The sequence below is a fragment of the Acidovorax sp. genome (genome assembly GCF_047607405.1).
Classification (GTDB): domain Bacteria; phylum Pseudomonadota; class Gammaproteobacteria; order Burkholderiales; family Burkholderiaceae_C; genus Acidovorax.
Genome location: NZ_JASGDA010000053.1, coordinates 1 through 20,445 on the forward strand (window position 1 = coordinate 1; position 20,445 = coordinate 20,445).

A 20,445-nucleotide genomic window follows, 5' to 3' on the forward strand; every position below is an offset into this window, starting at 1 on the left:
GCCCGCGGCACCGGCGCAGCGCCCCGCGCCTGCCCCCGCAGCCCAGCCGCCGCGCGCGGCCTCGGGCTTCGACGACATGGACGACGACATTCCGTTCTGATCGCTTGCTTTTATTTTGATAGCTGCCAGCGCTTTGCCATCAAGCGCTGGGGCCTGATTTGACTGTTATTCCAGTGGCCGCCCGGCGGGCGGCGGTCACGGCTGCGCCGCCTCGATGATGCCCCCGCCCAGGCACACCTCGCCGTCGTACAGCACGGCCGACTGCCCAGGCGTGACGGCCCATTGCGCATCCGGAAAGTGCAGCGCGAAGCGGTCTGCGCCCTGGGGCGCCAGCTCGCACGGGGCGTCGGCCTGGCGGTAGCGCGTCTTGGCGGCATAGGCGCCTGCGGCGGGCGGGTGGCCCGCGACCCAGCTCGCGTCGAGCGCGCCCAGGCCGTGCGACAGCAGCCACGGGTGGTCATGCCCTTGCACCACGCGCAGCACATTCGTTGCAAGCTCCTTGCGCGCCACGAACCAGGGCGCGTGCTCGCCGCCGCCGCGCACCGGCTGGCCAGACGGCGCCTTCGCGCCTGTGCCCTTTTCCTTCACGCCACCGATGCCCAGCCCCTGGCGCTGGCCCAGGGTGTAGAACGACAGGCCCACGTGCTGGCCCAGCCTGCGGCCCCGGTCGTCGAGGATGGGGCCGGGCGCGTGGCTGATGTAGCGGTGGAGGAACTCGCGGAAGGGCCGCTCGCCGATGAAGCAGATGCCGGTGGAGTCCTTCTTCTTGGCGTTGGGCAGGCCGATGTCCTCGGCGATGCGGCGCACCTCGGTCTTGTGCAGCTCGCCCACAGGGAACAGCGTCTTGGAAAGCTGCGCCTGGTTCAGCCGGTGCAGAAAATAGCTCTGGTCCTTGGCGGGGTCGAGGCCCTTGAGCAGCTCGTGCAGGCCCGTGGCCGGGTTGTGCCGCACGCGGGCGTAGTGGCCGGTGGCGATCTTCTCGGCGCCCAGGCGCATCGCGTGGTCGAGGAATGCCTTGAACTTGATCTCGGCATTGCACAGCACGTCGGGGTTGGGCGTGCGGCCCGCCTGGTATTCGCGCAGGAACTCGGCGAACACGCGGTCCTTGTAGTCCGCCGCGAAGTTGACGTGCTCGATCTCGATGCCGATCACGTCGGCCACGGCGGCGGCGTCCACGAAGTCGATGTTGGACGAGCAGTATTCGCTGTCGTCGTCATCTTCCCAGTTCTTCATGAAGATGCCGACCACCTCGTGGCCCTGCTGTTTGAGAAGGTAGGCCGTCACGGCAGAGTCCACGCCGCCCGACAGGCCCACCACCACGCGCTGCTTGTTCATGGGGGCGATTATCCCGGCGCTCCAGGTTCCGCTGTAAAATAGCTGCCTACAATCCCTTCGCGGTGTCATTCAGTTGGCTCGGGCTTAGGGCGAGAAGGCCACCGCAAGGTGGCCTTTTCATTTGCCGCAGCCAAAAAATGACCCGAACGACCGTCTATATCGACGGCTACAACCTCTACTACTCGCGGCTCAAGGGCACGCCGTACAAGTGGCAGGATGTTGCGGCACTGTTTCGCGACCGCATCCTGTTGCCGCAAGACCCTGGGGCGGAACTGGTCGCCATCAAGTTCTTCACGGCGCCGGTCAAGGCATCCTACGCCCGGCATGGCGAAGCGTCGGTGCGGGCGCAGACCCAATACCACCGGGCGCTCCTGGCCATGTCGCCTGGGCTGGTGCAGATCATCAACGGGTTCCACATCTTCGAGCCGGCTTCCCTGCCCAGCTACCAGGCGGATACCGATCCGCGCAAGAGCAACATGTCGCGCGTCTGGATGATCGAAGAGAAGCAGACCGATGTGAACCTGGCCCTGCATGCTTACCGCGACGCGGTGCGCGGCGCCTGCGAACAGTTGGTGATCTGCTCCAACGACAGCGATCTGGAGCCCGCCCTGCGGATGATTCGCGGCGATGTGCCCGGGGCAAGAATTGGGCTGGTCATGCCGCTGCGTGACAAAGCCCCGGCTGACGGAAAGGTGCCCAACAAGCGGCTGACGGCGTTGGCGCACTGGGTGCGGCACTACATCCGGGACGACGAACTGGCCCGGTCGCAATTACCGCAGAACGTGCCCACCAAGAAGAAGCCGGCCAGCAAGCCATCGCACTGGTAGCGAATCAGCGCGCCACGGTGGGGTCGCGCAGCACGCTCGCGTCGGTATGCACCAAGTCCAGCGGAAAGCGCCGCCCCGCCAGGTAGTCGCCGATGGACTGCAGCACCACGGGGCTGCGCAGCCGCGCGGCGCTGGCGCGGATTTCATCGAGCGTCATCCACACCGTGCGCACGATGCCGTCGTCGAGCTGCCGCCAGGCGTGGTGAGCGCCCGCCGTGCCGGTGAAGGTGAAGCGCAGGTAGGTGATGTCGTCGCCGGTGCGCGTGCGGGTGAAGCGGTTCAGGTACACGCCCACCAGCGCGGTGGGGGTGAAGTCGTGGGCCGTTTCCTCCAGCACCTCGCGCACGCAGGCTTGCACGGGTGATTCGCCGGGGTCCAGGTGGCCCGCCGGGTGGTTCAGGCGCAGGCCGTCGGCGGTGTCTTCCTCCACCAGCAGAAAGCGGCCCTCGCGCTCGATGACGGCGGCCACGGTGACGTTGGGCTTCCAGCGGTTGGGCATGGGCTATCTCGTCGGGGGCGCGGGCAGGAAGTCGTCGAGTGCCAGGCCCTTTTCGTTCAGCAGCGCCTCCAGCACGGGTGTGAGGCGCCCCAGGCTCTCCTGCACGGCCTCGCGCACCGTGTCCACCACCACCTGCGTGCTGCGCTCGATCTCGATGTTCAGGCGGTCGCCCGCGCGCTTGCCCTCGAACACTGTGGCGCGGCGCGTCTCGGGGATGAGCCAGACCTCGAACCAGCCTTCCTGCCGATTCACCTCGGCCACCGTGAGGCTGGCGCCGTGGACGGCGATGTAGCCCTTGGCGAAGACGTAGCGACGGAACGGCTCGGGCACGGCCACGCGCCAGACGAGGTTGTTGTCGAACTCGCGCCGTTCGATGAGCGTGCCCGTGAAGTCCACGTGGCCCGACAGCGGGTGGCCGCCGATCTCGGCGCCGTCCTTGGCGGCGCGCTCCACGTTCACGCGGTCGCCCTCGCGCAGGCTGCCCAGGGTGGTGATGTTCAGGCTTTGCAGCATCACGTCGAAATTGGCGCGCGTGGGCGAGACGATGTCGGTGACGGTGAGGCACACGCCGTCCGTCGCCACGCTGGCGCCAATGGCGAGGTCCTGGCAAAACCCCTCGGGGAATTCGAGCGTGAAGCTGCGCAGGCCCGCGCGGTCGGTGATGGCAGCGATGGCCGCCGTGGCTTGGACGATGCCGGTGAACATAGTGGGCGGGGATTGTGCCACCCGGCCCGCGCGGTCACTTGAAAACCGCCACGGCGGCCCCGCCGCGTGACGGGGCCGTGACTGGGCCTTCGCCCTTCAATGCTTCATTTTTGATAGCTGCTTGTGCTTGTCCAGTAAGAGCTGGAGCCATATTTCATTCAAAACTCCAGCGCACGCTCACACGCGCGCTGCGCGGCTCCATGGGGTGTACGTGGCGGCCCTCGATGCCGCCGCCGCAGTCGCCGCGCGCCACTTCGCCCGCCGTACACGAGGCGTAGAGGTATTCGATGTCGTACCCCTTGCGGCCCGCCAGGTTGAACACGTCCAGCCCCAGCGTGAGCTGCCGGTTGACCGCGTAGCGCGCGCCGAAGTTCAGCACCGTGCTGGAGCGCGAGTACACGCTGCCCAGCGTGTCCAGCGCGCGCGGGCCCATGTGGCGCACGCGCAGCGAGGCCGTCCATGGGCCTGCGGTGTAGGTGGCGCCGACGGCCAGCACGCGCTCGGCCGCGTTGTCCACGTGGTTGCCCTCGCCTTCGGGCGGCTCGCCGCGAAAGCGCGCGCGGGACAGGGCGGCGTCGGCCTCCAGGCGCCAGCGGGCGTTGGCCCGCCAGCGCAGCGTGGCCTCGACGCCGCGCCGCTGGCTGGCGCGGCCGGGCTCGGTGGCGCCTGCGTCGCCCACATAGACCAGCTCGGAGCCGAGCCGCAACTGCCACAGCGCGGCGGTGAGCGTGAGGTCTTCGCCGCGCTGGTGGCGCCAGCCGATCTCGCTGCCCACGCCCCTGACCAGCGCGTGTACGCGGTCGGCAGGCAGGCCGGTCGCTGGGTCGGTCTGGATGGTGGCGCCGCGCACGTCGTTGCTGTGAAAGCCCGTGCCCAGGTTCAGGTACAGCTCGTGCGCGGGCGCCAGCGCAAAGGCCAGCCCGGCCTGGGGGCTGGCCAGCGCGTCGTGCCCGCTGCCGCTGTTGGCGGCGCCGTAGATGGCCTCGCGCCCGCGCACGCGGTAGCGCAGCAGGTCGCCGCGCAGGCCTGCGTAGCCGCGCCAGCGCGGGCTGAAGTACACGAGCTGCTGGGCGTACAGCGAGAGCAGGTCCTGCGACACCGCGTCGTCGCGCACGGTGGCCAGGCGCTCGCGCGCCGCCGTGGCGTACAGGCCCACCTCGGCGATGCGGTCGCCGCGCCACTGCGCGCCCAAGGTCAGCAGCCCGTCCCGCCCGGCGATGCGGTTGGGCATGCGGTGCGATGCCTGCGCGCCATAGACGCGGCGGCGGTCGGTCTGCTCGAACTGGTCGCCCTGCACGGGGTTGTTCAGAAAGTAGGTGAAGTCGGAGAACAGCGCGAAGCGGTAGTCGATGGCGTAGGCGCTGATCCGCGTCTGCCCCGTGGGGCCGTGGTCGAACCATTGGCCGGACAGGCTCAGGCGCCGGGTGCTGCCGCCGTCCGTGGGGTTGAGCGTGCCCCAGCGCGACAGTTCGCCGCTGTCGATCAACCGCTCGGGGATTTGGTCGGTGGCGTTCCAGCGGCTTTGGTAGGCCATGCCGGTGACGGAGAAGCCGCGCACGGGCGTGCCCTGGGCGTAGCGCAACACGGCGTTGACTTTGCGCAGGTGCTCGGGCGCGCTCCAGGGGCCGTCGTTGCCTTCCAGCTCGATGGCGCCGAGCCAGGTGCTGTCGTCGTTGACGGTGCGCGAGCCTGCGGCCAGCAGCCGTCGGAAGCCGTTCGCGCCCACCGTCGCTTCGGCGAACGGCGCGGGCAGGGCGCTCACGTAGTCCATCGAGGCCGAGCCCGCGAGCGAGAAGTCTCCGCTGTCGGCGAAGTACGGCCCCTTGCGGTAGCGCACGCCGGAGACGAGTTCGGGGATCAAAAAATTGAGGTCGGCAAACCCCTGCCCATGGCCGTGCGTGGGCATGTTGACGGGCATGCCGTCCACGGTGACGGCGAAGTCCGTGCCGTGGTCCAGGTTGAAGCCGCGCAGAAAGTACTGGTTGGCCTTGCCGTCGCCCGAGTGCTGGGTGGCGACCACGCCGGGCACGGCTTCCACGATGTCGCCGGGCCGCAGCTTGGGCCGGGCCTGGAACGAGGCGCGCTCGGCCGCGCCCTCGCTGGCGCTGTCGGCTTCGCCCAGGGCCGCGTCGCGGGGGCCGTGGACCTGCACTTCGGGCAGGTGGGTCGCGGGCTGTGCCCAGGCGGGGACGCCTGCGGCGAGCAGGCCGAAGGCGAAGGGACGGTAGAAGAGCGCAAATTGCATGGGGCCGCCATCGAAGGTGGTATGAACAATTCAAGATTGTTCATACGACAGGCCCGCAGCGCCATACGCCATTTGGCGCAGGCCGGGTCAGTTGATGGGCTTGAAATGCGTGTGCGCGGCGCCGCCGTGCGCGTGGCGCCCTTCGCCGCCCGCTTCGAGCGGGACCAGGTGGACACTGCCGTGGCGCACACCCCGCAGGGCCACCAGTTGCCCGGCCAGCGTGCGCACGGCCTCGGTGGGGCCGCGCAGCACCAGGGTCTCCAGGCAGTGGTCGTGGTCCAGGTGGGTGTGCAGGCTGGTGACCACGAGGTCGTGGTGGTCGTGCTGCAGGCCCAGCACGCGCGCGGCCACCGTCTGTTCGTGGTGGTCGTACACGTAGCTCACGTTGGCCACGCACCACGCGGCGGCGGCGCCATGTGGCGCTGCACTTTTCTGGCGCGGCGCACCGGCGCTCGGCCCCTGCAGCGATTCACTGCCCAGCCGGGAGCGGATGAGGTCGCGCACGGCCTCCGACCGGTTCTCGTAGCCCTGGCCGGTAATCAGAGCGTCGAACTGCTGCGCCAGGGCGTCGTCCAGGGAGATGGTGAAGCGTTGCATGGGGGTCTTGGGAGTCGCTGGCGGGTAGTTTAAAGAGGGCCCGCACCGCGCCCGGCGCACGGGGCATGGCTTCGATAGCGTCTATCTTACGCTTAGGAATCATCAATTGGTAATTTCTATTGAGAATAACTACCATTTCCCCATTCCGTAGAAAAAACAGACGAAGGAGCCCGCCATGTCCCGCATCCGCCGCACCGCCCGCCAGAACAAGACTGCGCTGATGAAGACGGGCAGCTACTACCTCATCCACATCGGCGTGGCCGCGATGGTGGCCTATGCCGTCACCGGCGACCTGTGGGCCTCGCTCACACTGAGCCTGCTGGAGCCCACGGTGCAGGCCGTGGCGTTCTTCTTCCACGAGAAAGCCTGGGACCGCGCCATGCGCCGCAACCGCACGGCGGTCGTTGCGCAAGCCGCCTGAAGGCGAATCAAGAAAGGAGCCCCGCGATGTACGCCATTCCCTTGCGCAGCCGCTCGGCCACGGGCCTGGCATTCCAGCGCTGGCTGGTGCGGCGCCTGGCCGCGCTGGCAGCGGCGGGCTGACCGCCCCGGGGCCGTGTCAGGCCCGGATGTCCAGCAGCGCCCCGAGGGTCTGGTCCTGCACCTTGAGGGTCTGCAGGTTGGCCTTGAAGGCGTAGGTGGCCGACATCTGCTCCACCGCCTCTTCTTCCAGCGCCACACCGTCGGCCTGCGGCTGGCGCTGCACCGTGGCGCGCACGCCCGCGCTGCCAGGCGCAGCCTCCTGGGCCACCACCTCGCGGCGGTAGCCGGGCGTGTTCATGTTGGCCACATTGTTGGCCGACGCATTCAGCCGCAGCTGCGCGGCCTGCAGGCCGGAACTGCCGATCGAGGAAATGCTTGCCATGCCGTGTGCCTTGTGTGTGAAAACCGCCAAAGATGGGGCCTGATTGTCCGTGCGTGCCACGCCGCAGGCAAGCGCGTGATGGCTTCCTGGTCGAACGCCGTTGCTTTGCAGGCGACCGGTGATTGAAAAAAACCATAGCTGCTCGTGCTTGCTGCACAAGCGCTGCAGCCCCATTTGATTGATAACTATTGTGTCTTGCACTAGAGCCGCACACGTCTTTGTGCTACACCCGTTGGGCCCAACCCCGTGCAAACCAGCCCGCGTTCCCCCTTGCCGTTCACGCCCGATCCTGTCCTGTCGCAACTGCTGGCCATGCAGCACGGCGCGCCCGTGCTCATCGCCCTGCACGACGATGCGGACCGGCTCTGCTACGCCAACCCGGCCTTTCGCAGCGCCTACGGGCTGGGCGCGGATGAATCCCTGACCTGGGCTGAAATCATGCGCCGCTGCCACGCCAACGGCACGGGCGCGCTGATCGAGACGGACGACATCGAGGCCTGGATCGCATCGGCCAGCACGCGGCGGGGCAAGCAGCCCTTTCGCGCCTTCGAGGTGGACCTGCGCGATGGCCGCTGGCTGTGGATCAGCGAAACCGTGCGCCCCGACGGCTGGCTGCTGCTGGTGGCGATGGACATCACGCCGCTGCGCTCGGGCGAGCGCAGCCTGCGCCAGCAGCGCGACCGCGCCCTGCGCGCCGCGCAGACCGATGCACTCACCGGCATCAGCAACCGCGCCCACATCCTGCAGCAGCTCGACGAGCACCTGGCCGTGTTGCGCGCCAGGGGCCAGTGCTGCGGGCTGGTGCTGCTGGACCTGGACAACTTCAAGGCCGTCAACGACCGCTTCGGCCACGCCGCGGGCGATGCGGTGCTGCACGACTTCGCGGGCACGGTGCAGCGCGGCCTGCGCCGGGGCGACGGCTTTGGCCGCCTGGGCGGCGAGGAGTTCATGCTGCTGCTGCCGGGCGCGCCCGCGCCGGTGGTGCAGGCGGTGGTGGAGCGTCTGCTGCAGCAGGTCAGCCTGCGCCGCCCGCTGGCCGAGGCGCCGGACTTCGGCTACAGCTGCTCGGCGGGCATGTACATGCTGCGCCCGCAGGACGACACGCGCACCGCATGCATCCATGCCGATCGCGCCATGTATGCCGCCAAGGCCATAGGGCGCGACCGGGCCGTGTGGGCCGACTAAAATCCCGCCTTTCCCCAAGGAGCGTTGCAGCGGGCCGTGATGGCCCGTCAGGCTTGGGGCCGCTTTTTTTGCAACGACGCTCGCCTGTCTTCCAGAACACGACCGCACAGGTGAGCCCCATGTCTGCCGTCCTTCCCCGCGTCCCCCCCATGAAGCTGTCCGGCCTGGAGCCCGTCTCCATCGGCGAGGGCACGCTGTTCGTCAACATCGGCGAGCGCACCAACGTCACCGGCTCCAAGGCGTTCGCGCGCATGATCCTGAACGGCCAGTACGAGGACGCCCTGGCCGTCGCCCGCCAGCAGGTGGAAAACGGCGCGCAGGTCATCGACATCAACATGGACGAGGCCATGCTCGACAGCAAGGCCGCCATGGTGCGCTTTCTGAACCTCATCGCCAGCGAGCCCGACATCGCCCGCGTGCCCATCATGGTGGACTCGTCCAAGTGGGAGGTGATCGAGGCCGGGCTGCGCTGCATCCAGGGCAAGGGCATCGTCAACTCCATCAGCATGAAAGAGGGGGTGGACAAGTTCAAGCACGAGGCCAGGCTCGTCAAGCGCTACGGCGCCGCTGCCGTGGTGATGGCCTTCGACGAGGTGGGCCAGGCCGATACCTACCAGCGCAAGATCGAAATTTGCGAGCGCGCCTACCGCGTGCTGGTGGACGAGGTGGGCTTCGCGCCCGAGGACATCATCTTCGACCCCAACATCTTCGCCGTGGCCACCGGCATCGAGGAGCACAACAACTACGCCGTCGAATTCATCGAGGCCACGCGCTGGATCAAGCAGCACCTGCCGGGCGCGAAGGTGTCGGGTGGCGTGTCGAACGTGTCCTTCAGCTTCCGCGGCAACGACCCCGTGCGCGAGGCCATCCACACCGTGTTCCTGTACCACGCCATCAAGGCCGGCATGGACATGGGCATCGTCAACGCGGGCATGGTGGGCGTGTATGACGACCTCGACCCCGAGTTGCGCGAGCGCGTGGAAGACGTGGTGCTCAACCGCCGCCCCGACGCGGCCGAACGCCTGCTGGAGATCGCCGAGTCCGCCAAGGGCGCGGCCAAGGACGACAGCAAGAAGCTGGAGTGGCGCAGCGGCACCGTGGAGCAGCGCCTGAGCCACGCGCTGGTGCATGGCATCACCGACTTCGTGGTCGAGGACACCGAAGAAGCCTACCGCGCCATCCTCGCCAAAGGGGGACGCCCGCTGCACGTCATCGAAGGCCCGCTGATGGACGGCATGAACATCGTGGGCGACCTGTTCGGCGCGGGCAAGATGTTCCTGCCCCAGGTGGTGAAAAGCGCCCGCGTGATGAAGTCCGCCGTGGCGCACCTCATCCCCTACATCGAGGAAGAAAAGCGCCAGGACGAGCTGGCCGGGCGCGACGTGCGCAGCAAGGGCAAGATCGTCATCGCCACCGTCAAGGGCGACGTACACGACATCGGCAAGAACATCGTCACCGTCGTCCTGCAGTGCAACAACTTCGAGGTCATCAACATGGGCGTGATGGTGCCCTGCCACGAGATATTGGCGCGCGCCAAGGCCGAGGGCGTGGACATCGTGGGCCTGTCGGGCCTCATCACGCCCAGCCTGGAGGAGATGCAGTACGTGGCGGGCGAGATGCAGAAGGACGAGTACTTCCGCATCAAGAAAATCCCGCTGCTCATCGGCGGCGCCACCTGCTCGCGCGTACACACCGCCGTCAAGATCGCGCCGCACTACGAAGGCCCCGTCGTCTATGTGCCCGACGCCTCGCGCAGCGTGGGCGTGGCGCAGAACCTGCTGGGCGACGGCAAGGCCGACTACCTGGCCGAAGTGCAGGCCGACTACGAGAAAGTGCGCCACCAGCACGCCAACAAGAAGCAGACGCCGCTGTGGCCGCTGGCCCAGGCGCGCGCCAACCGCACGCCCGTCAACTTCCATACCTACACGCCGCCGCAGCCGCGCCTGCTGGGCCGCCGCGTGTTCAAGAACTTCGATTTGAACGAGCTGGAGCAGTACATCGACTGGGGCCCGTTCTTCCAGACTTGGGATCTCGCCGGGCCGTACCCCGCCATCCTCACCGACGAGATCGTGGGCGAGCAGGCCACGCGCGTGTTCGCCGAGGGCAAAGAGATGCTGAAGAAGCTCATCGAAGGCCGCTGGTTGAGCGCCAGCGGCGTGCTGGCCCTGTACCCCGCCAACAGCGTGGGCGACGACATCGAGTTCTACACCGACGAATCGCGCGAGCGGGTAGCGATGACCTGGTACGGCCTGCGCCAGCAGACCGAAAAGCAGGAGATCGACGGCGTGATGCGCCCCAGCCGGTGCCTGGCCGACTTCGTCGCGCCCAAGAGCAGCGGCATTGCCGACTATGCGGGCCTGTTCGCCGTGACGGCGGGCCTGGGCGTGGAGAAGAAAGAGAAAGCCTTCCTCGACGCGCTGGACGACTACAGCGCCATCATGCTCAAGGCCCTGGCCGACCGCCTGGCCGAAGCCTTCGCCGAATGCCTGCACCAGCGCGTGCGCACCGACCTGTGGGGCTACGCGGCGGGCGAGGCCCTGAGCAACGACGACATGATCGCCGAGAAGTACCAGGGCATCCGCCCCGCCCCCGGCTACCCCGCCTGCCCGGACCACAGCGCCAAGATCGACCTGTTCCGCGTCCTGCAGGCCCAGGAGATCGGCATGCAGCTCACCGAAAGCCTGGCGATGATGCCCGCCGCCAGCGTGAGCGGCTTCTACATCGGCCACCCCGAGAGCACGTACTTCAACGTGGGCCGCATCGGCGAGGATCAGTTGGCCGATTTGGCACAGCGGCGCGGCATGGACGAGGCCGAGCTGCGGCGGCTGCTGGGGCCGAATCTATGATTTTGATAGCTGCCAGCGCTTATCCAGCAAGCGCTAGAGGCCATTTTGACTAAGATTTCTGCGGCGCAGGCTGCACCTGGCTGAACACCAGCGCCGCCACGATCAGCGCCGCGCCTGCCAGGCCCGGCCAGCCCAGGCGCTCGCCCAGCAGGGCCCAGGCGGTGAGGGCCGCGAACACGGGCTCCAGCCCGAAGACGATGGCGCTGCGCAGGGCGTCCACGCGCTGCTGGCCCCAGGCTTGCAGGGTGACGACGACCACGCTGGCCAGCAGGGCCAGGTACACCAACGCCGCCCAGGCGTCGAAAGGCAGTTGCGCGGCGGATTGCAGCAGGCTGCCCGGGCCGTTCTCGCGCGTGAGCAGCAGCATCAGGGTGGACGCCAGCGCCATCACCGTGGCCTGGGCGGCGGCCATGCGCGTGGCGCGCGGGGGTTGGGCGGCGTTGCGACGGGCGCATTCTTCCAGCGCCAGGATGTAGATGGCGTAGAAGACCGTGCTCGCCAGCGTCAGCGAATCGCCCAGGTTCCAGGGCTCGTTCTCGTGGAACATCAGCGCCATGCCCGCGCAGGCCATGGCGCAGGCGGCCCAGAGCTGCCAGCCGTAGCGGCGGCCCAGGGCGGCCATGGCGATGAGCGGCACCACCAGCACGTTCAGGCCGGTGACGAAGGCGTTGCGGTTGCTGCTGGTGTGCGCGAGGCCCTCGATCTGCAGCCAGAACGCCAGGAACAGCAGCGCGCCCAGGGCGCAGCCCCAGCGCCGCTCGTGGCGCTGCATGCCGCGCCACAGGGGGGCCAGCACGGCCAGCGCGATGGCGAAGCGCAGCCAGATGATCTGCAGGGCGTCGAGCCGGGCGGAGAGCAGTTTCATGGCGGGGAAGGTGGTGCCCCACACCACGGTCACCGCCAGCAGGGCCATCAGGCCGAGTCGTTCTGGGCGCATCAACAAAAAAGGGCTGGCCGGTTGCCCGGCCAGCCGCTCTTGCCTGTGAGATAGATCAGTTGAACAGATAACGGGCCTGCAGGTTCAGGCGCAGCATGTCGCCCTGCTGTCCGTCGAAGGTGGTGCGGCGGCCGCCGATCAGCTCGCCGCCCAGTTCCACGCTCTTGATGGGCAGGTAGTACATGCCTGCGTGCCACTGGACCAGCTTGCTGTTGCCTTCGGCGCCGTAGGCGTCCACGTAGGCGTCGCCCAGCTTGTGGCGCGAGCGCACCATGCCCAGCGACACGGTGCCGCGCAGTTGTTCACTGAAGGCGTTGGTCAGGCCCAGCACCACGCCGTGCGCGCGGTCCAGGCGCAGGGTGCCGTTGTCCAGCACGGGGTAGTTGGCGCCGACCAGGTAGGCGCCGTCGCCGTCGCCGTCGAGGCGCGTGTACTGCGCCATCAGCGTGGCGGTGCTGGTGAGCTTGTAGCCCGCGCCCAGGCCGAAGCCGGTGCCGCGCTTGCTGACGCCGTCCACGCGCTGCTCGTGCGACAGCAGGCGGGCGTTCACGTTGCCCCAGTCGAACGCCTTGTCAACACGGGCGACGAAGTTCAGGCCCTTGGCGCCGTCGGTGGGCTCTTCCAGCGCGAACTGGAACTTGGCGAGGTTGGGGTTGTTGTAGGTGTAGCGGATCTGGGCCGGGCGGCGGAAGGTGGCGCCGGGCGGGCCGTTGAAGTCCACCGTCTCGGGCAGGTTGTCCACGTCCATGAAGGTGGACCAGGTCTGGCCGATCAGCCAGCCCGCGTATTCGCCGTAGGCGTGGCGCAGGCGCAGGCGGCCCCGGTTGCACTCGCTGCCGCAGTAGGCATAGAAGTCGGCTTCGAGCTTGGTGTTGAAGGTGCCGACGCCGGTGGGCGTGGACGTTTCAAAGCCGAAGCGCGAGGTTTGCGCCGTCAGGCTGGACTTGCCGCCGCGCACGTCGCCCAGGGGCTGCTCCATCAGGTTGGTGAAGGTGTCGCCGGGGGCCGTGCCCTTGAAGTCCTTGACCAGGTTGGCTTCGGCGTGGCCATAGACGCGGATGGACGTTTCGCTGCCGGGCAGGCGGAAGCTGCCGGGGATGTCGCCCAGCACCACGGCGTCTTTCTGCTTGAGCTCCACGGCGTCGATGCGGTCGTTCCAGGCCGATGCGGACGCTGCCGGTGCGGGCTGCGCGGCCTGCTGGGCCTTGAGCTGGTTCAGCTCGGCGCGCAGGGCCTTCAGCTCGTTGCGCAGGTCTTCGAAGTCCTTGGCGGTCTGGGCGAGCGCGGCGGGCGGCAGGCTGCACAGGCCGGCGGCCAGCAGGGCGAAGAACGTGTGGTTCAGTTTCATGGGGGGGTCACTCCGGTAGGGGCTGGGGTTGTTGCCGCAGCGCCTGGATCTCAGGCGGTCATGCGGCCGATGAAAGCGCGGATGCGGTCATTCGCGGGGTTGCTGAAAAACGCTTGGGGCGGCGCGTCGTGCGCGATGCGGCCCTGGTCGAAGAACATGACGCGGTCGGCCACCTCGCGGGCGAAGCCCATTTCGTGCGTCACCACGATCATGGTCATGCCGCCGCGCGCCAGCTCGCGCATCACGTCCAGCACCTCTTGCACCATCTCGGGGTCGAGCGCGCTGGTGGGTTCGTCGAACAGCATCACCTTGGGCTGCATGGCCAGCGCGCGCGCAATCGCCACGCGCTGCTGCTGCCCGCCCGAGAGCTGCCAGGGGTACTTGTGCGCGTGCTCCTGCATGCCCACGCGGCGCAGCAGGGCCAGGGCCTGCTCGTTGGCCTGGGCGCGCGGCGTGCGGCGGATGCGGCGCGGGGCCAGCGTCACGTTGTCCAGCACGCTCATGTGGCCGAACAGGTTGAACTGCTGGAACACCATGCCGACCTCGCTGCGCTGCTTTTGCAGGGTGTGCAGGTGGTCGGTGACTTCCTCGCCGCCGATGGTGATGCGGCCCGTGTCGTGCGGCTCCAGGCGGTTGATGGCGCGCAGCAGCGTGCTCTTGCCCGAGCCCGAGGCGCCGATGATGACCGTCACCTCGCCAGTGTTGAAGGTGGTCGATACGTCTTTGAGCACCTGGTGCGCGCCGAACGACTTGCACACGTGCTCGACCACGATGAAAGGCGTGGTCATTTGCTGCGCCCTTCCACGTCGAAGCGGTACTCGACGGCGTTCGATATTTGCGTGACCAGCGTGGTCAGCAGCAGGTAGGTGACGGCCACGGTGGACAGCGTGGCGATGGGTTGGAACGTGGCCGACTGGATGCGGTTGCCCACGTTGGTCAGCTCCACCACGCCGATGGCATAGGCCAGCGACGAGTCTTTCAGCAGCGCCACGAAGTTGCTCACCAGCGGCGGCAGCGAGATCTTGAACGCCTGCGGGAACACCACGTCCATGAACACGTGCAGCCGCCCCAGGCCCAGCGCCTTGGCGGCCTCGGTCTGGCCGCGCGGCACGGCCAGCAGCCCGGCGCGGATGGCCTCGGCGTTGTACGCGCCCACGTTCAGGCCCAGCGCCACCACGGCGGCGGCGAAGTCGGGCAGGTTCAGGCCCGGCACCAGCACGGGCAGCGCGAAATAGACGAACAGGATCTGCACCAGCAGCGGCGTGCCGCGGATCACCCAGACGTAGAAGCTCGCCACCCAGCACACCCCCTCCCAGCGCGCCGTGCGGGCCAGGGCCGCGCCGGTGCCCAGCACCAGGCCCACGCTGCCGCTCACCAGCGTGAGCCACAGGGTGGTGCGCGCGCCGTCAGAGAACGCCTGGGCGTTGGGGCCGATGGGGTCGGGCAGGAAGGACAGCAGCTGGCCGAGCAGCGCCAGCACCAGCACCATCAGGATGACGGCGGCGACGAGCGTGGCGTTGCTGCGCTGCTGGCGGCTCCAGCGCTGCGGCCAAAGGGCGGTGAGCATGGGGAACGGAGCTGCTGCTGAATCAGTGGCAGCGCACGTCTTCGTTGAAGTACTTCTTGGACACGGCGGCGTAGCTGCCGTCGGCCATCACCTCGGCCAGGGCCTTGTTCCAGGCGCCTGCCAGCGAGCTGTTGCCCTTGGCGACGGCGGCGGCGATGCGCTCGATGAACAGCATCTCGCCCAGCTTCAGGCCCGCGCCGGGGTTCTTCTCGGCCACGGCCTTGGCGACGAAGCGGTCGGTCACCCAGGCGTCCACGCGGCGCGAGGCCAGCGCGCTGCGCGCGTCCACGTCGGTGGGGTAGTTCTTCATTTCCTTGATGGTGGAGACCTTCTGCACGTTCTCCAGGTAGCTGGTGCCCGTCTGCACGGCCACCACCTTGCCCGCCAGGTCCTTGGCGCTCCTGATGGCCGGGTCCAGCGAAATGATCATGCCGCCCGAGCAGTAATGCGGGTCGGTGAAGGTGACGGCCTTGGCGCGCTCGTCGGTGATGCCATGCGAGGCAATCACCAGGTCCCAGCGGTCCTGGCGCAGGCCGGTCAGCAGGGCGTCGAAGCCCAGCGTCTTCCACTGGATGGCGAGGCCCATCTTCTTGGCGACCAGCTCGGCCACTTCCACCTCGAAGCCCGTCAGGGTCGTGCCATTGAAGAAATTGAACGGCGCGAACTGGCCTTCGGTGGCGACGAGCAGCTTGCCGTCCTTCTTGACCTCGTCCAGCGTGCGGGCCTGGGCGGCGAATGCGGCGCAGAGCGCGATGGCGGTGGCAACGGCCTTGAACAATTTCATGGAATGGGTCCTGTCCGGGGTATTTCAGGTACAAAAAATCCGGCATGCGGATAGCAGGCCGGAGACGCGGTGTGAGGCGATGCAGTCATCGCAAAACGCGAAGCCTGGCACCATCAAAGGGGCACGATTATAAAGTTCGGCACGCCGCTGATCCGGCTCTGTGCCAAATTGCAACAAGGTGCTTCGTCAGCGCAGGAAGGCGTCGTACCCGGTCTTGAGGATCAGCGCGCCCACCACCAGGATGAAGATGCCGCGCACGAAGCCCGTGCCGTGCTTGAGCGCCAGGTGCGTGCCCAGCAGGCTGCCCACCACGTTGGCGACGGCCAGCGTCACCGCGAAGTGCCACCACACGTGGCCCTTGGCTGCGAACAGGATGATGGCCGCCACGTTAGTGGCGCAGTTGAGCAGCTTGGCCGAGGCCGAGGCGTTGAGAAAGTCGTAGCCCAGCAGCCGCACGAACAGGAAGACGAAAAAACTGCCCGTGCCCGGGCCGAAGAAGCCGTCGTAGAAGCCGATGGACAGCCCGATCAGGCAGGCGGCCACCGCTTCGGCCGCGCCCGTGAAGCGCGGCGTGTGGTGGCGGCCCAGCTCCTTCTTGGCCAGGGTGTAGGCCAGCACGGCCAGCAGCACCAGGGGCAGCAGCTTGCGCAGGAAGTCCGCCGACAGCACCGTGACGGCCCAGGCCCCCGCGAACGAGCCCGCAAACCCGGCGGCGGCGGCTGGCACCATGGCCCGCCAGCGCACCTGCACGCGGCGGCTGTACTGCCAGGTCGCCATGGCCGTGCCCCAGACGGACGCCGCCTTGTTGGTGCCCAGCAGCGTGGCGGGCGGCGCGCCGGGAAAGGCTGCGAACAGGGCAGGCACCAACACCAGCCCGCCGCCGCCCACGATCGCATCGACAAAACCCGCGAGCAGCGAGGCCAGGGTGATGAAAATCCATTCCATCGCAGGATTGTCGCAGCCTGGCAGCTATCAATTCAGGAGAGCACGGACAAGAAAAAGGCGCTGGGATCGCCAGCGCCTGGTAAATGCTGCACCTCGTTGGGTGCTTGGTTTTGGTTCTTGGTAGAAAAAGAGTGTCTCCTCGGCCCCTCGCTTGGCACACCGAAGCGCGCTTTCGAGTGCCGCCACTGTAACGGTCGCACCCTGCTGGTGCATTGGGAGTTTCCCGCCCCCTTGTGGGGCGGGCGCGGCTCCGTGAGCGGGCAGCGTGCCGCTGGCATGGCTTGTGCAATGCAGCATGTAACCACTTGCGAAAAGGAAGCTTCATGCGGGCAGTCCACCACCGGGTCTTTGCGGTTGCGTCGTTGTGGGGCCTGGGGCTGTGGTGTGCCATCGCGCAGGCCCAGGGCAGCGCGCCCGCGCCCACCCGTCCCGCGCTGGTGGGCCACGACCTGATCAATGCGGCGGACACCGCATGGATGATGACCTCCACCGCCCTGGTGCTGCTGATGACGCTGCCGGGCGTGGCCCTGTTCTACGCGGGCATGGTGCGCCGCAAGAACGTACTCAACACCATGGCCTGCGTGGTCGCCATTGCCGCGCTGGTCAGCCTGCTGTGGTTCGCGGCGGGGTACTCGCTGGCCTTCACGCCGGGCAGTGGCTGGCTGGGCGGGCTGGACCGCGCTGGCTTCGCGGGGCTGGAGTTCCAGCTGGAGCAGGGGCGGCTCTCCGTGAGCCACGTGGCGCCGCGCATTCCCGAATCGGTGTACGCCATGTTCCAGCTCACGTTCGCCATCATCACGGCGGCGCTGCTGGTGGGCGCATTCGTCGAGCGCATGCGCTTTTCGGCCATGCTGGTCTTCGTGGGCCTGTGGACGCTGGTGGTCTATGCGCCCATCGCCCATTGGGTGTGGGAGCCGGGCGGCTGGCTGGCGCAGATGGGTGCTCTGGATTTTGCGGGCGGCTCCGTGGTACACGTCAACGCGGGCGTGGCCGGGCTGGCGTGCGCGTGGTTCCTGGGCCGCCGCACGGGCTACGGGCGCGAGGCGTTCGAGCCCTACAACCTGGGCTTCACCATGGCGGGCGCGGGCCTGCTGTGGGTGGGGTGGTTCGGCTTCAACGCGGGCTCGGCCGTGGCGGCGGACGGGCGCGCCGGGCTGGCCCTGGCCGTCACGCACGTGGCGGCGGCAACAGGCGCCCTGGCGTGGATGGCGGGTGAATGGGTGGTGCGCGGGCGGCCTTCGCTGCTGGGGCTGTGCTCCGGCCTGGTGGCGGGGCTGGTCGCCATCACGCCTGCGGCGGGCTTTGTCACGCTGCGCTCCGCGCTGGTGATCGGCCTGGTGGCGGGCCTCGCGTGCTACTGGGGCGCCACGGGGCTCAAGCGCCTGCTGGGGGCCGACGACTCGCTGGACGTGTTCGGCGTACACGGCATCGGCGGCATTGTGGGATCGCTGCTCACGGGCGTGCTGGCCAGCCGCACGGTGGGCGGCGTGCCGGGCAGCCTGGCCGTGCAGGCCATCGGGGTGGGCGCCGTCCTGGCCTACAGCCTGGTGGCGACGGCTGCGCTGCTGTGGCTCGTCAACTTCGCCATGGGCCTGCGGGTGGACGATCAGAGCGAACTGACCGGGCTGGACATCGCCCAGCACCGCGAGCGTCTGGGGGGTTGAGCACGCCATGGCAGGAACCGACCGGCTCGCCATCGCCGCCCACCTGCACGTGCTGCTGCGCCGCAAGGCCGGGCGCGTGACCGACACGGAGTGGATGGTCGCCAATGCCGACTATGCGCTGGAGATCGTGCGCTTTGCGCGCCAGCGCGCGGTGCAAGACAACGCGCCCGAGCTGGCGGAGTGGGCCGGGCGGCTGGAGCAGGCCGTGCATGAAACGCCGCCCGAACCCCGCCGCCCCTTGCTGGACACGGCTGCGCAGGCGGTGCGCCAGCGCATGGCGTCGCCCCCGCCCGAGGTGCCGCGCTACATCGGCGGCATCCGCTGAATCAGCCCTGCTGCTTGCGGGCTTGAATGATCCACTCTGCCGCCTTCTCCGCGATCATCAGCGTGGGCGAGTTGGTGTTGCCGCTGGTGATGGTGGGCATGGCGCCCGCGTCCACCACGCGCAGGCCCTGGATGCCGCGCACGCGCAGTTGCGAGTCGAGCACGGCCATGGGGTCATCGTCGCGCCCCATCCGGGTCGTGCCCACGGGGTGGAAGATGGTGGTGGCGATGTCGCCCGCCAGGCGGGCCAGGTCTTCGTCGCTCTCGAACTGCACGCCGGGCTTCCACTCCTGCGGCTGGTACTTGGCGAGCGCGGGCTGGGCGGCGATGCGGCGCGTCACGCGCAGGCTGTCGGCGGCCACCTTGCGGTCCTCGGGCGTGCTGAGGTAGTGGGGGGCGATGGCGGGCGCGGCCTTGAAATCCGCGCTCTTGATCTGCACCGTGCCCCGGCTCGTGGGGTTGAGGTTGCACACGCTGGCCGTGAACGCCGGAAAGCCGTGCAGCGGCTCGCCAAACGCGTCGAGCGACAGCGGCTGCACGTGGTACTGGATGTTGGGGTGCGCCATGTCGGGGCTGCTGCGCGTGAAGGCGCCGAGCTGCGACGGCGCCATGCTCATCGGGCCGCTGCGCTTGGCCACGTATTCCAGGCCGATGCGGGCCTTGCCCCACAGCGAGTTCGCCAGGGTGTTGAGCGTGGGCACGCCCTGCACCTTGTACACGGCGCGGATCTGTAGATGGTCCTGCAGGTTGGCGCCCACGCCGGGCAGGTCCTGCACCACGGCGATGCCGTGCTGGCGCAGCAGTGCGGCGGGGCCGATGCCCGACAGTTGCAGCAGCTGCGGCGAGTTGATGGCCCCCGCGCTCAGGATCACCTCGCCGGTGGCGTGGGCCGTCACCATCTCGCGCCCGTCCCACACCTGCACGCCGGTGCAGCGGCGCGTGCCGTCGGGCTGGGTCTCGATGACGAGCCTGGCGGCCTGCGCGCTGGTCCACATCTCGAAGTTGGGCCGCCCGTAGCAGGTGGGCCGCAGGAAGGCCTTGGCCGTGTTCCAGCGCCAGCCCGCCTTCTGGTTCACCTCGAAGTAGCCCACGCCCTCGTTGCTGCCGCCGTTGAAGTCCTCAGTGGCCGGTATGCCCGCCTGCTGCGCGGCCTGGGCGAAGGCGTCCAGCACGTCCCAGCGCAGGCGCTGCTTTTCCACGCGCCATTCGCCAGTGCTGCCCGTGGCCTTGTTGCCGTGCAGGCGCTGGAAGCTCTCGCTCACGCCCTCGGGCCTGTCCAGGCGCCAGTGGTCCTCGTGGCGGCGAAAGTACGGCAGGGCGTTGTCCCAGCGCCAGCGCGCGTCGCCCGTCAGCTCGGCCCAGTGGTCGTAGTCGCGCGCCTGGCCGCGCATGTAGATCATGCCGTTGATGCTGCTGCAGCCGCCCAGCGTCTTGCCGCGCGGGTAGCGCAGCGTGCGGCCGTTCAGGCCCGCGTCGGGCTCGGTCTGGTAGAGCCAGTCGGTGCGCGGGTTGCCGATGCAGTACAGGTAGCCCACGGGGATGTGGATCCAGTGGTAGTCGTCCTTGCGGCCTGCCTCGATCAGCAGCACGCGGTGGCGGCGGTCGGCGCTCAGGCGGTTGCACAGCAGGGCCCCGGCGGTGCCGCCGCCGATGATGATGGTGTCAAACGTGGTGTCGCTCATGGGCGGTGATTGTGCGGGCCGCCCGGCGGATGTCGATGGGGCGGGTACTGATTGCTATTGAAACAATAGCTGCTTGTGCTTATGTGGTAA

General features: G+C 68.4%; 19 protein-coding genes and 1 riboswitch. Of the genes, 6 read left to right on the top strand and 13 right to left on the bottom strand.

The window, feature by feature from the left end; all coding sequences use genetic code 11:
* Nucleotides 1-195: 195 nt before the first annotated feature.
* Nucleotides 196-1,335, bottom strand: a complete 1,140-nt coding sequence (gene mnmA, locus QM569_RS06335; protein ID WP_414986379.1) for a tRNA 2-thiouridine(34) synthase MnmA — start codon at nucleotides 1,333-1,335, stop codon at nucleotides 196-198.
* A gap of 137 nt (nucleotides 1,336-1,472) precedes the next feature.
* On the opposite strand from mnmA, the gene QM569_RS06340 reads away from it, so the two are divergent.
* A complete protein-coding gene (locus tag QM569_RS06340) occupies nucleotides 1,473-2,162 on the top strand; it encodes an NYN domain-containing protein (protein ID WP_414986380.1) in 690 nt (229 codons plus the stop codon).
* 4 nt (nucleotides 2,163-2,166) lie between these two features.
* Here the strand turns inward: QM569_RS06340 and QM569_RS06345 are convergent, their stop codons facing one another.
* The 4 genes from QM569_RS06345 to nikR form a co-directional block, all read right to left on the bottom strand.
* Complete coding sequence (locus tag QM569_RS06345) at nucleotides 2,167-2,661, bottom strand: NUDIX hydrolase (RefSeq protein ID WP_414986381.1); 495 nt, start codon at nucleotides 2,659-2,661, stop codon at nucleotides 2,167-2,169.
* 3 nt (nucleotides 2,662-2,664) lie between these two features.
* Complete coding sequence (locus QM569_RS06350) at nucleotides 2,665-3,366, bottom strand: riboflavin synthase subunit alpha (protein WP_414986382.1); 702 nt, start codon at nucleotides 3,364-3,366, stop codon at nucleotides 2,665-2,667.
* A 154-nt stretch (nucleotides 3,367-3,520) separates the two neighbouring features.
* Nucleotides 3,521-5,611, bottom strand: a complete 2,091-nt coding sequence (locus QM569_RS06355) for a TonB-dependent receptor (protein WP_414986383.1) — start codon at nucleotides 5,609-5,611, stop codon at nucleotides 3,521-3,523.
* An 87-nt stretch (nucleotides 5,612-5,698) separates the two neighbouring features.
* A complete protein-coding gene (gene nikR / locus QM569_RS06360; RefSeq protein WP_414986384.1) occupies nucleotides 5,699-6,208 on the bottom strand; it encodes a nickel-responsive transcriptional regulator NikR in 510 nt (169 codons plus the stop codon).
* 175 nt (nucleotides 6,209-6,383) lie between these two features.
* On the opposite strand from nikR, the gene QM569_RS06365 reads away from it, so the two are divergent.
* Nucleotides 6,384-6,629: a DUF2061 domain-containing protein gene (locus tag QM569_RS06365; protein ID WP_414986385.1), complete on the top strand. Its 246-nt coding sequence runs from the start codon at nucleotides 6,384-6,386 to the stop codon at nucleotides 6,627-6,629.
* A gap of 138 nt (nucleotides 6,630-6,767) precedes the next feature.
* Here QM569_RS06365 and QM569_RS06370 read toward each other — a convergent pair whose 3' ends face one another.
* Nucleotides 6,768-7,073 carry a flagellar basal body protein gene (locus tag QM569_RS06370; RefSeq protein ID WP_414986386.1) on the bottom strand — a complete coding sequence of 102 codons (306 nt, stop codon included), beginning with the start codon at nucleotides 7,071-7,073 and terminating at the stop codon, nucleotides 6,768-6,770.
* Between the two features lie 246 nt (nucleotides 7,074-7,319).
* On the opposite strand from QM569_RS06370, the gene QM569_RS06375 reads away from it, so the two are divergent.
* Together QM569_RS06375 and metH are read left to right on the top strand one after the other, a co-directional pair.
* Nucleotides 7,320-8,258 carry a GGDEF domain-containing protein gene (locus QM569_RS06375; RefSeq protein WP_414986387.1) on the top strand — a complete coding sequence of 313 codons (939 nt, stop codon included), beginning with the start codon at nucleotides 7,320-7,322 and terminating at the stop codon, nucleotides 8,256-8,258.
* 10 nt (nucleotides 8,259-8,268) lie between these two features.
* Nucleotides 8,269-8,347: riboswitch (S-adenosyl-L-homocysteine riboswitch) on the top strand.
* Between the two features lie 30 nt (nucleotides 8,348-8,377).
* Nucleotides 8,378-11,104, top strand: coding sequence for a methionine synthase (gene metH, locus QM569_RS06380; RefSeq protein ID WP_414986388.1), 2,727 nt, complete (start codon nucleotides 8,378-8,380; stop codon nucleotides 11,102-11,104).
* A gap of 49 nt (nucleotides 11,105-11,153) precedes the next feature.
* On the opposite strand, the gene QM569_RS06385 is transcribed toward metH, so the two are convergent.
* From QM569_RS06385 to QM569_RS06410, 6 genes are all read right to left on the bottom strand, one after another.
* Entirely contained in the window at nucleotides 11,154-12,041 is an 888-nt protein-coding gene (locus QM569_RS06385) for a DMT family transporter (protein WP_414986389.1), read from the bottom strand.
* A gap of 55 nt (nucleotides 12,042-12,096) precedes the next feature.
* Nucleotides 12,097-13,389 carry a DcaP family trimeric outer membrane transporter gene (locus QM569_RS06390; protein WP_414986390.1) on the bottom strand — a complete coding sequence of 431 codons (1,293 nt, stop codon included), beginning with the start codon at nucleotides 13,387-13,389 and terminating at the stop codon, nucleotides 12,097-12,099.
* A 50-nt stretch (nucleotides 13,390-13,439) separates the two neighbouring features.
* Nucleotides 13,440-14,177 (bottom strand): amino acid ABC transporter ATP-binding protein, encoded by a 738-nt coding sequence (locus tag QM569_RS06395; protein WP_414986391.1) that lies wholly within the window; start codon nucleotides 14,175-14,177, stop codon nucleotides 13,440-13,442.
* Nucleotides 14,174-14,956: an amino acid ABC transporter permease gene (locus QM569_RS06400; RefSeq protein ID WP_414986392.1), complete on the bottom strand. Its 783-nt coding sequence runs from the start codon at nucleotides 14,954-14,956 to the stop codon at nucleotides 14,174-14,176. The genes QM569_RS06395 and QM569_RS06400 overlap by 4 nt, the downstream gene beginning before the upstream one ends.
* A gap of 22 nt (nucleotides 14,957-14,978) precedes the next feature.
* Nucleotides 14,979-15,740 (bottom strand): ABC transporter substrate-binding protein, encoded by a 762-nt coding sequence (locus QM569_RS06405; protein ID WP_414986393.1) that lies wholly within the window; start codon nucleotides 15,738-15,740, stop codon nucleotides 14,979-14,981.
* Between the two features lie 186 nt (nucleotides 15,741-15,926).
* Complete coding sequence (locus tag QM569_RS06410; protein WP_414986394.1) at nucleotides 15,927-16,685, bottom strand: sulfite exporter TauE/SafE family protein; 759 nt, start codon at nucleotides 16,683-16,685, stop codon at nucleotides 15,927-15,929.
* Between the two features lie 323 nt (nucleotides 16,686-17,008).
* Between QM569_RS06410 and QM569_RS06415 the strand changes: the two genes are divergently transcribed.
* Together QM569_RS06415 and QM569_RS06420 are read left to right on the top strand one after the other, a co-directional pair.
* Nucleotides 17,009-18,349 (top strand): ammonium transporter, encoded by a 1,341-nt coding sequence (locus tag QM569_RS06415; protein ID WP_414986395.1) that lies wholly within the window; start codon nucleotides 17,009-17,011, stop codon nucleotides 18,347-18,349.
* Between the two features lie 7 nt (nucleotides 18,350-18,356).
* A complete protein-coding gene (locus QM569_RS06420) occupies nucleotides 18,357-18,674 on the top strand; it encodes a hypothetical protein (RefSeq protein ID WP_414986396.1) in 318 nt (105 codons plus the stop codon).
* A gap of 1 nt (nucleotide 18,675) precedes the next feature.
* Here the strand turns inward: QM569_RS06420 and QM569_RS06425 are convergent, their stop codons facing one another.
* Nucleotides 18,676-20,355, bottom strand: coding sequence for a GMC family oxidoreductase (locus QM569_RS06425; protein ID WP_414986397.1), 1,680 nt, complete (start codon nucleotides 20,353-20,355; stop codon nucleotides 18,676-18,678).
* Between the last annotated feature and the right edge of the window lie 90 nt (nucleotides 20,356-20,445).

Bases quoted from the DNA above. Each gene is read 5' to 3' on its own strand.
- mnmA (WP_414986379.1), bottom strand. From the start codon at position 1,335: ATGAACAAGCAGCGCGTGGTGGTGGGCCTGTCGGGCGGCGTGGACTCT.
- QM569_RS06340 (WP_414986380.1), top strand. From the start codon at position 1,473: ATGACCCGAACGACCGTCTATATCGACGGCTACAACCTCTACTACTCG.
- QM569_RS06345 (WP_414986381.1), bottom strand. From the start codon at position 2,661: ATGCCCAACCGCTGGAAGCCCAACGTCACCGTGGCCGCCGTCATCGAG.
- QM569_RS06350 (WP_414986382.1), bottom strand. From the start codon at position 3,366: ATGTTCACCGGCATCGTCCAAGCCACGGCGGCCATCGCTGCCATCACC.
- QM569_RS06355 (WP_414986383.1), bottom strand. From the start codon at position 5,611: ATGCAATTTGCGCTCTTCTACCGTCCCTTCGCCTTCGGCCTGCTCGCC.
- nikR (WP_414986384.1), bottom strand. From the start codon at position 6,208: ATGCAACGCTTCACCATCTCCCTGGACGACGCCCTGGCGCAGCAGTTC.
- QM569_RS06365 (WP_414986385.1), top strand. From the start codon at position 6,384: ATGTCCCGCATCCGCCGCACCGCCCGCCAGAACAAGACTGCGCTGATG.
- QM569_RS06370 (WP_414986386.1), bottom strand. From the start codon at position 7,073: ATGGCAAGCATTTCCTCGATCGGCAGTTCCGGCCTGCAGGCCGCGCAG.
- metH (WP_414986388.1), top strand. From the start codon at position 8,378: ATGTCTGCCGTCCTTCCCCGCGTCCCCCCCATGAAGCTGTCCGGCCTG.
- QM569_RS06385 (WP_414986389.1), bottom strand. From the start codon at position 12,041: ATGCGCCCAGAACGACTCGGCCTGATGGCCCTGCTGGCGGTGACCGTG.
- QM569_RS06390 (WP_414986390.1), bottom strand. From the start codon at position 13,389: ATGAAACTGAACCACACGTTCTTCGCCCTGCTGGCCGCCGGCCTGTGC.
- QM569_RS06395 (WP_414986391.1), bottom strand. From the start codon at position 14,177: ATGACCACGCCTTTCATCGTGGTCGAGCACGTGTGCAAGTCGTTCGGC.
- QM569_RS06400 (WP_414986392.1), bottom strand. From the start codon at position 14,956: ATGCTCACCGCCCTTTGGCCGCAGCGCTGGAGCCGCCAGCAGCGCAGC.
- QM569_RS06405 (WP_414986393.1), bottom strand. From the start codon at position 15,740: ATGAAATTGTTCAAGGCCGTTGCCACCGCCATCGCGCTCTGCGCCGCA.
- QM569_RS06410 (WP_414986394.1), bottom strand. From the start codon at position 16,685: ATGGAATGGATTTTCATCACCCTGGCCTCGCTGCTCGCGGGTTTTGTC.
- QM569_RS06415 (WP_414986395.1), top strand. From the start codon at position 17,009: ATGCGGGCAGTCCACCACCGGGTCTTTGCGGTTGCGTCGTTGTGGGGC.
- QM569_RS06420 (WP_414986396.1), top strand. From the start codon at position 18,357: ATGGCAGGAACCGACCGGCTCGCCATCGCCGCCCACCTGCACGTGCTG.
- QM569_RS06425 (WP_414986397.1), bottom strand. From the start codon at position 20,355: ATGAGCGACACCACGTTTGACACCATCATCATCGGCGGCGGCACCGCC.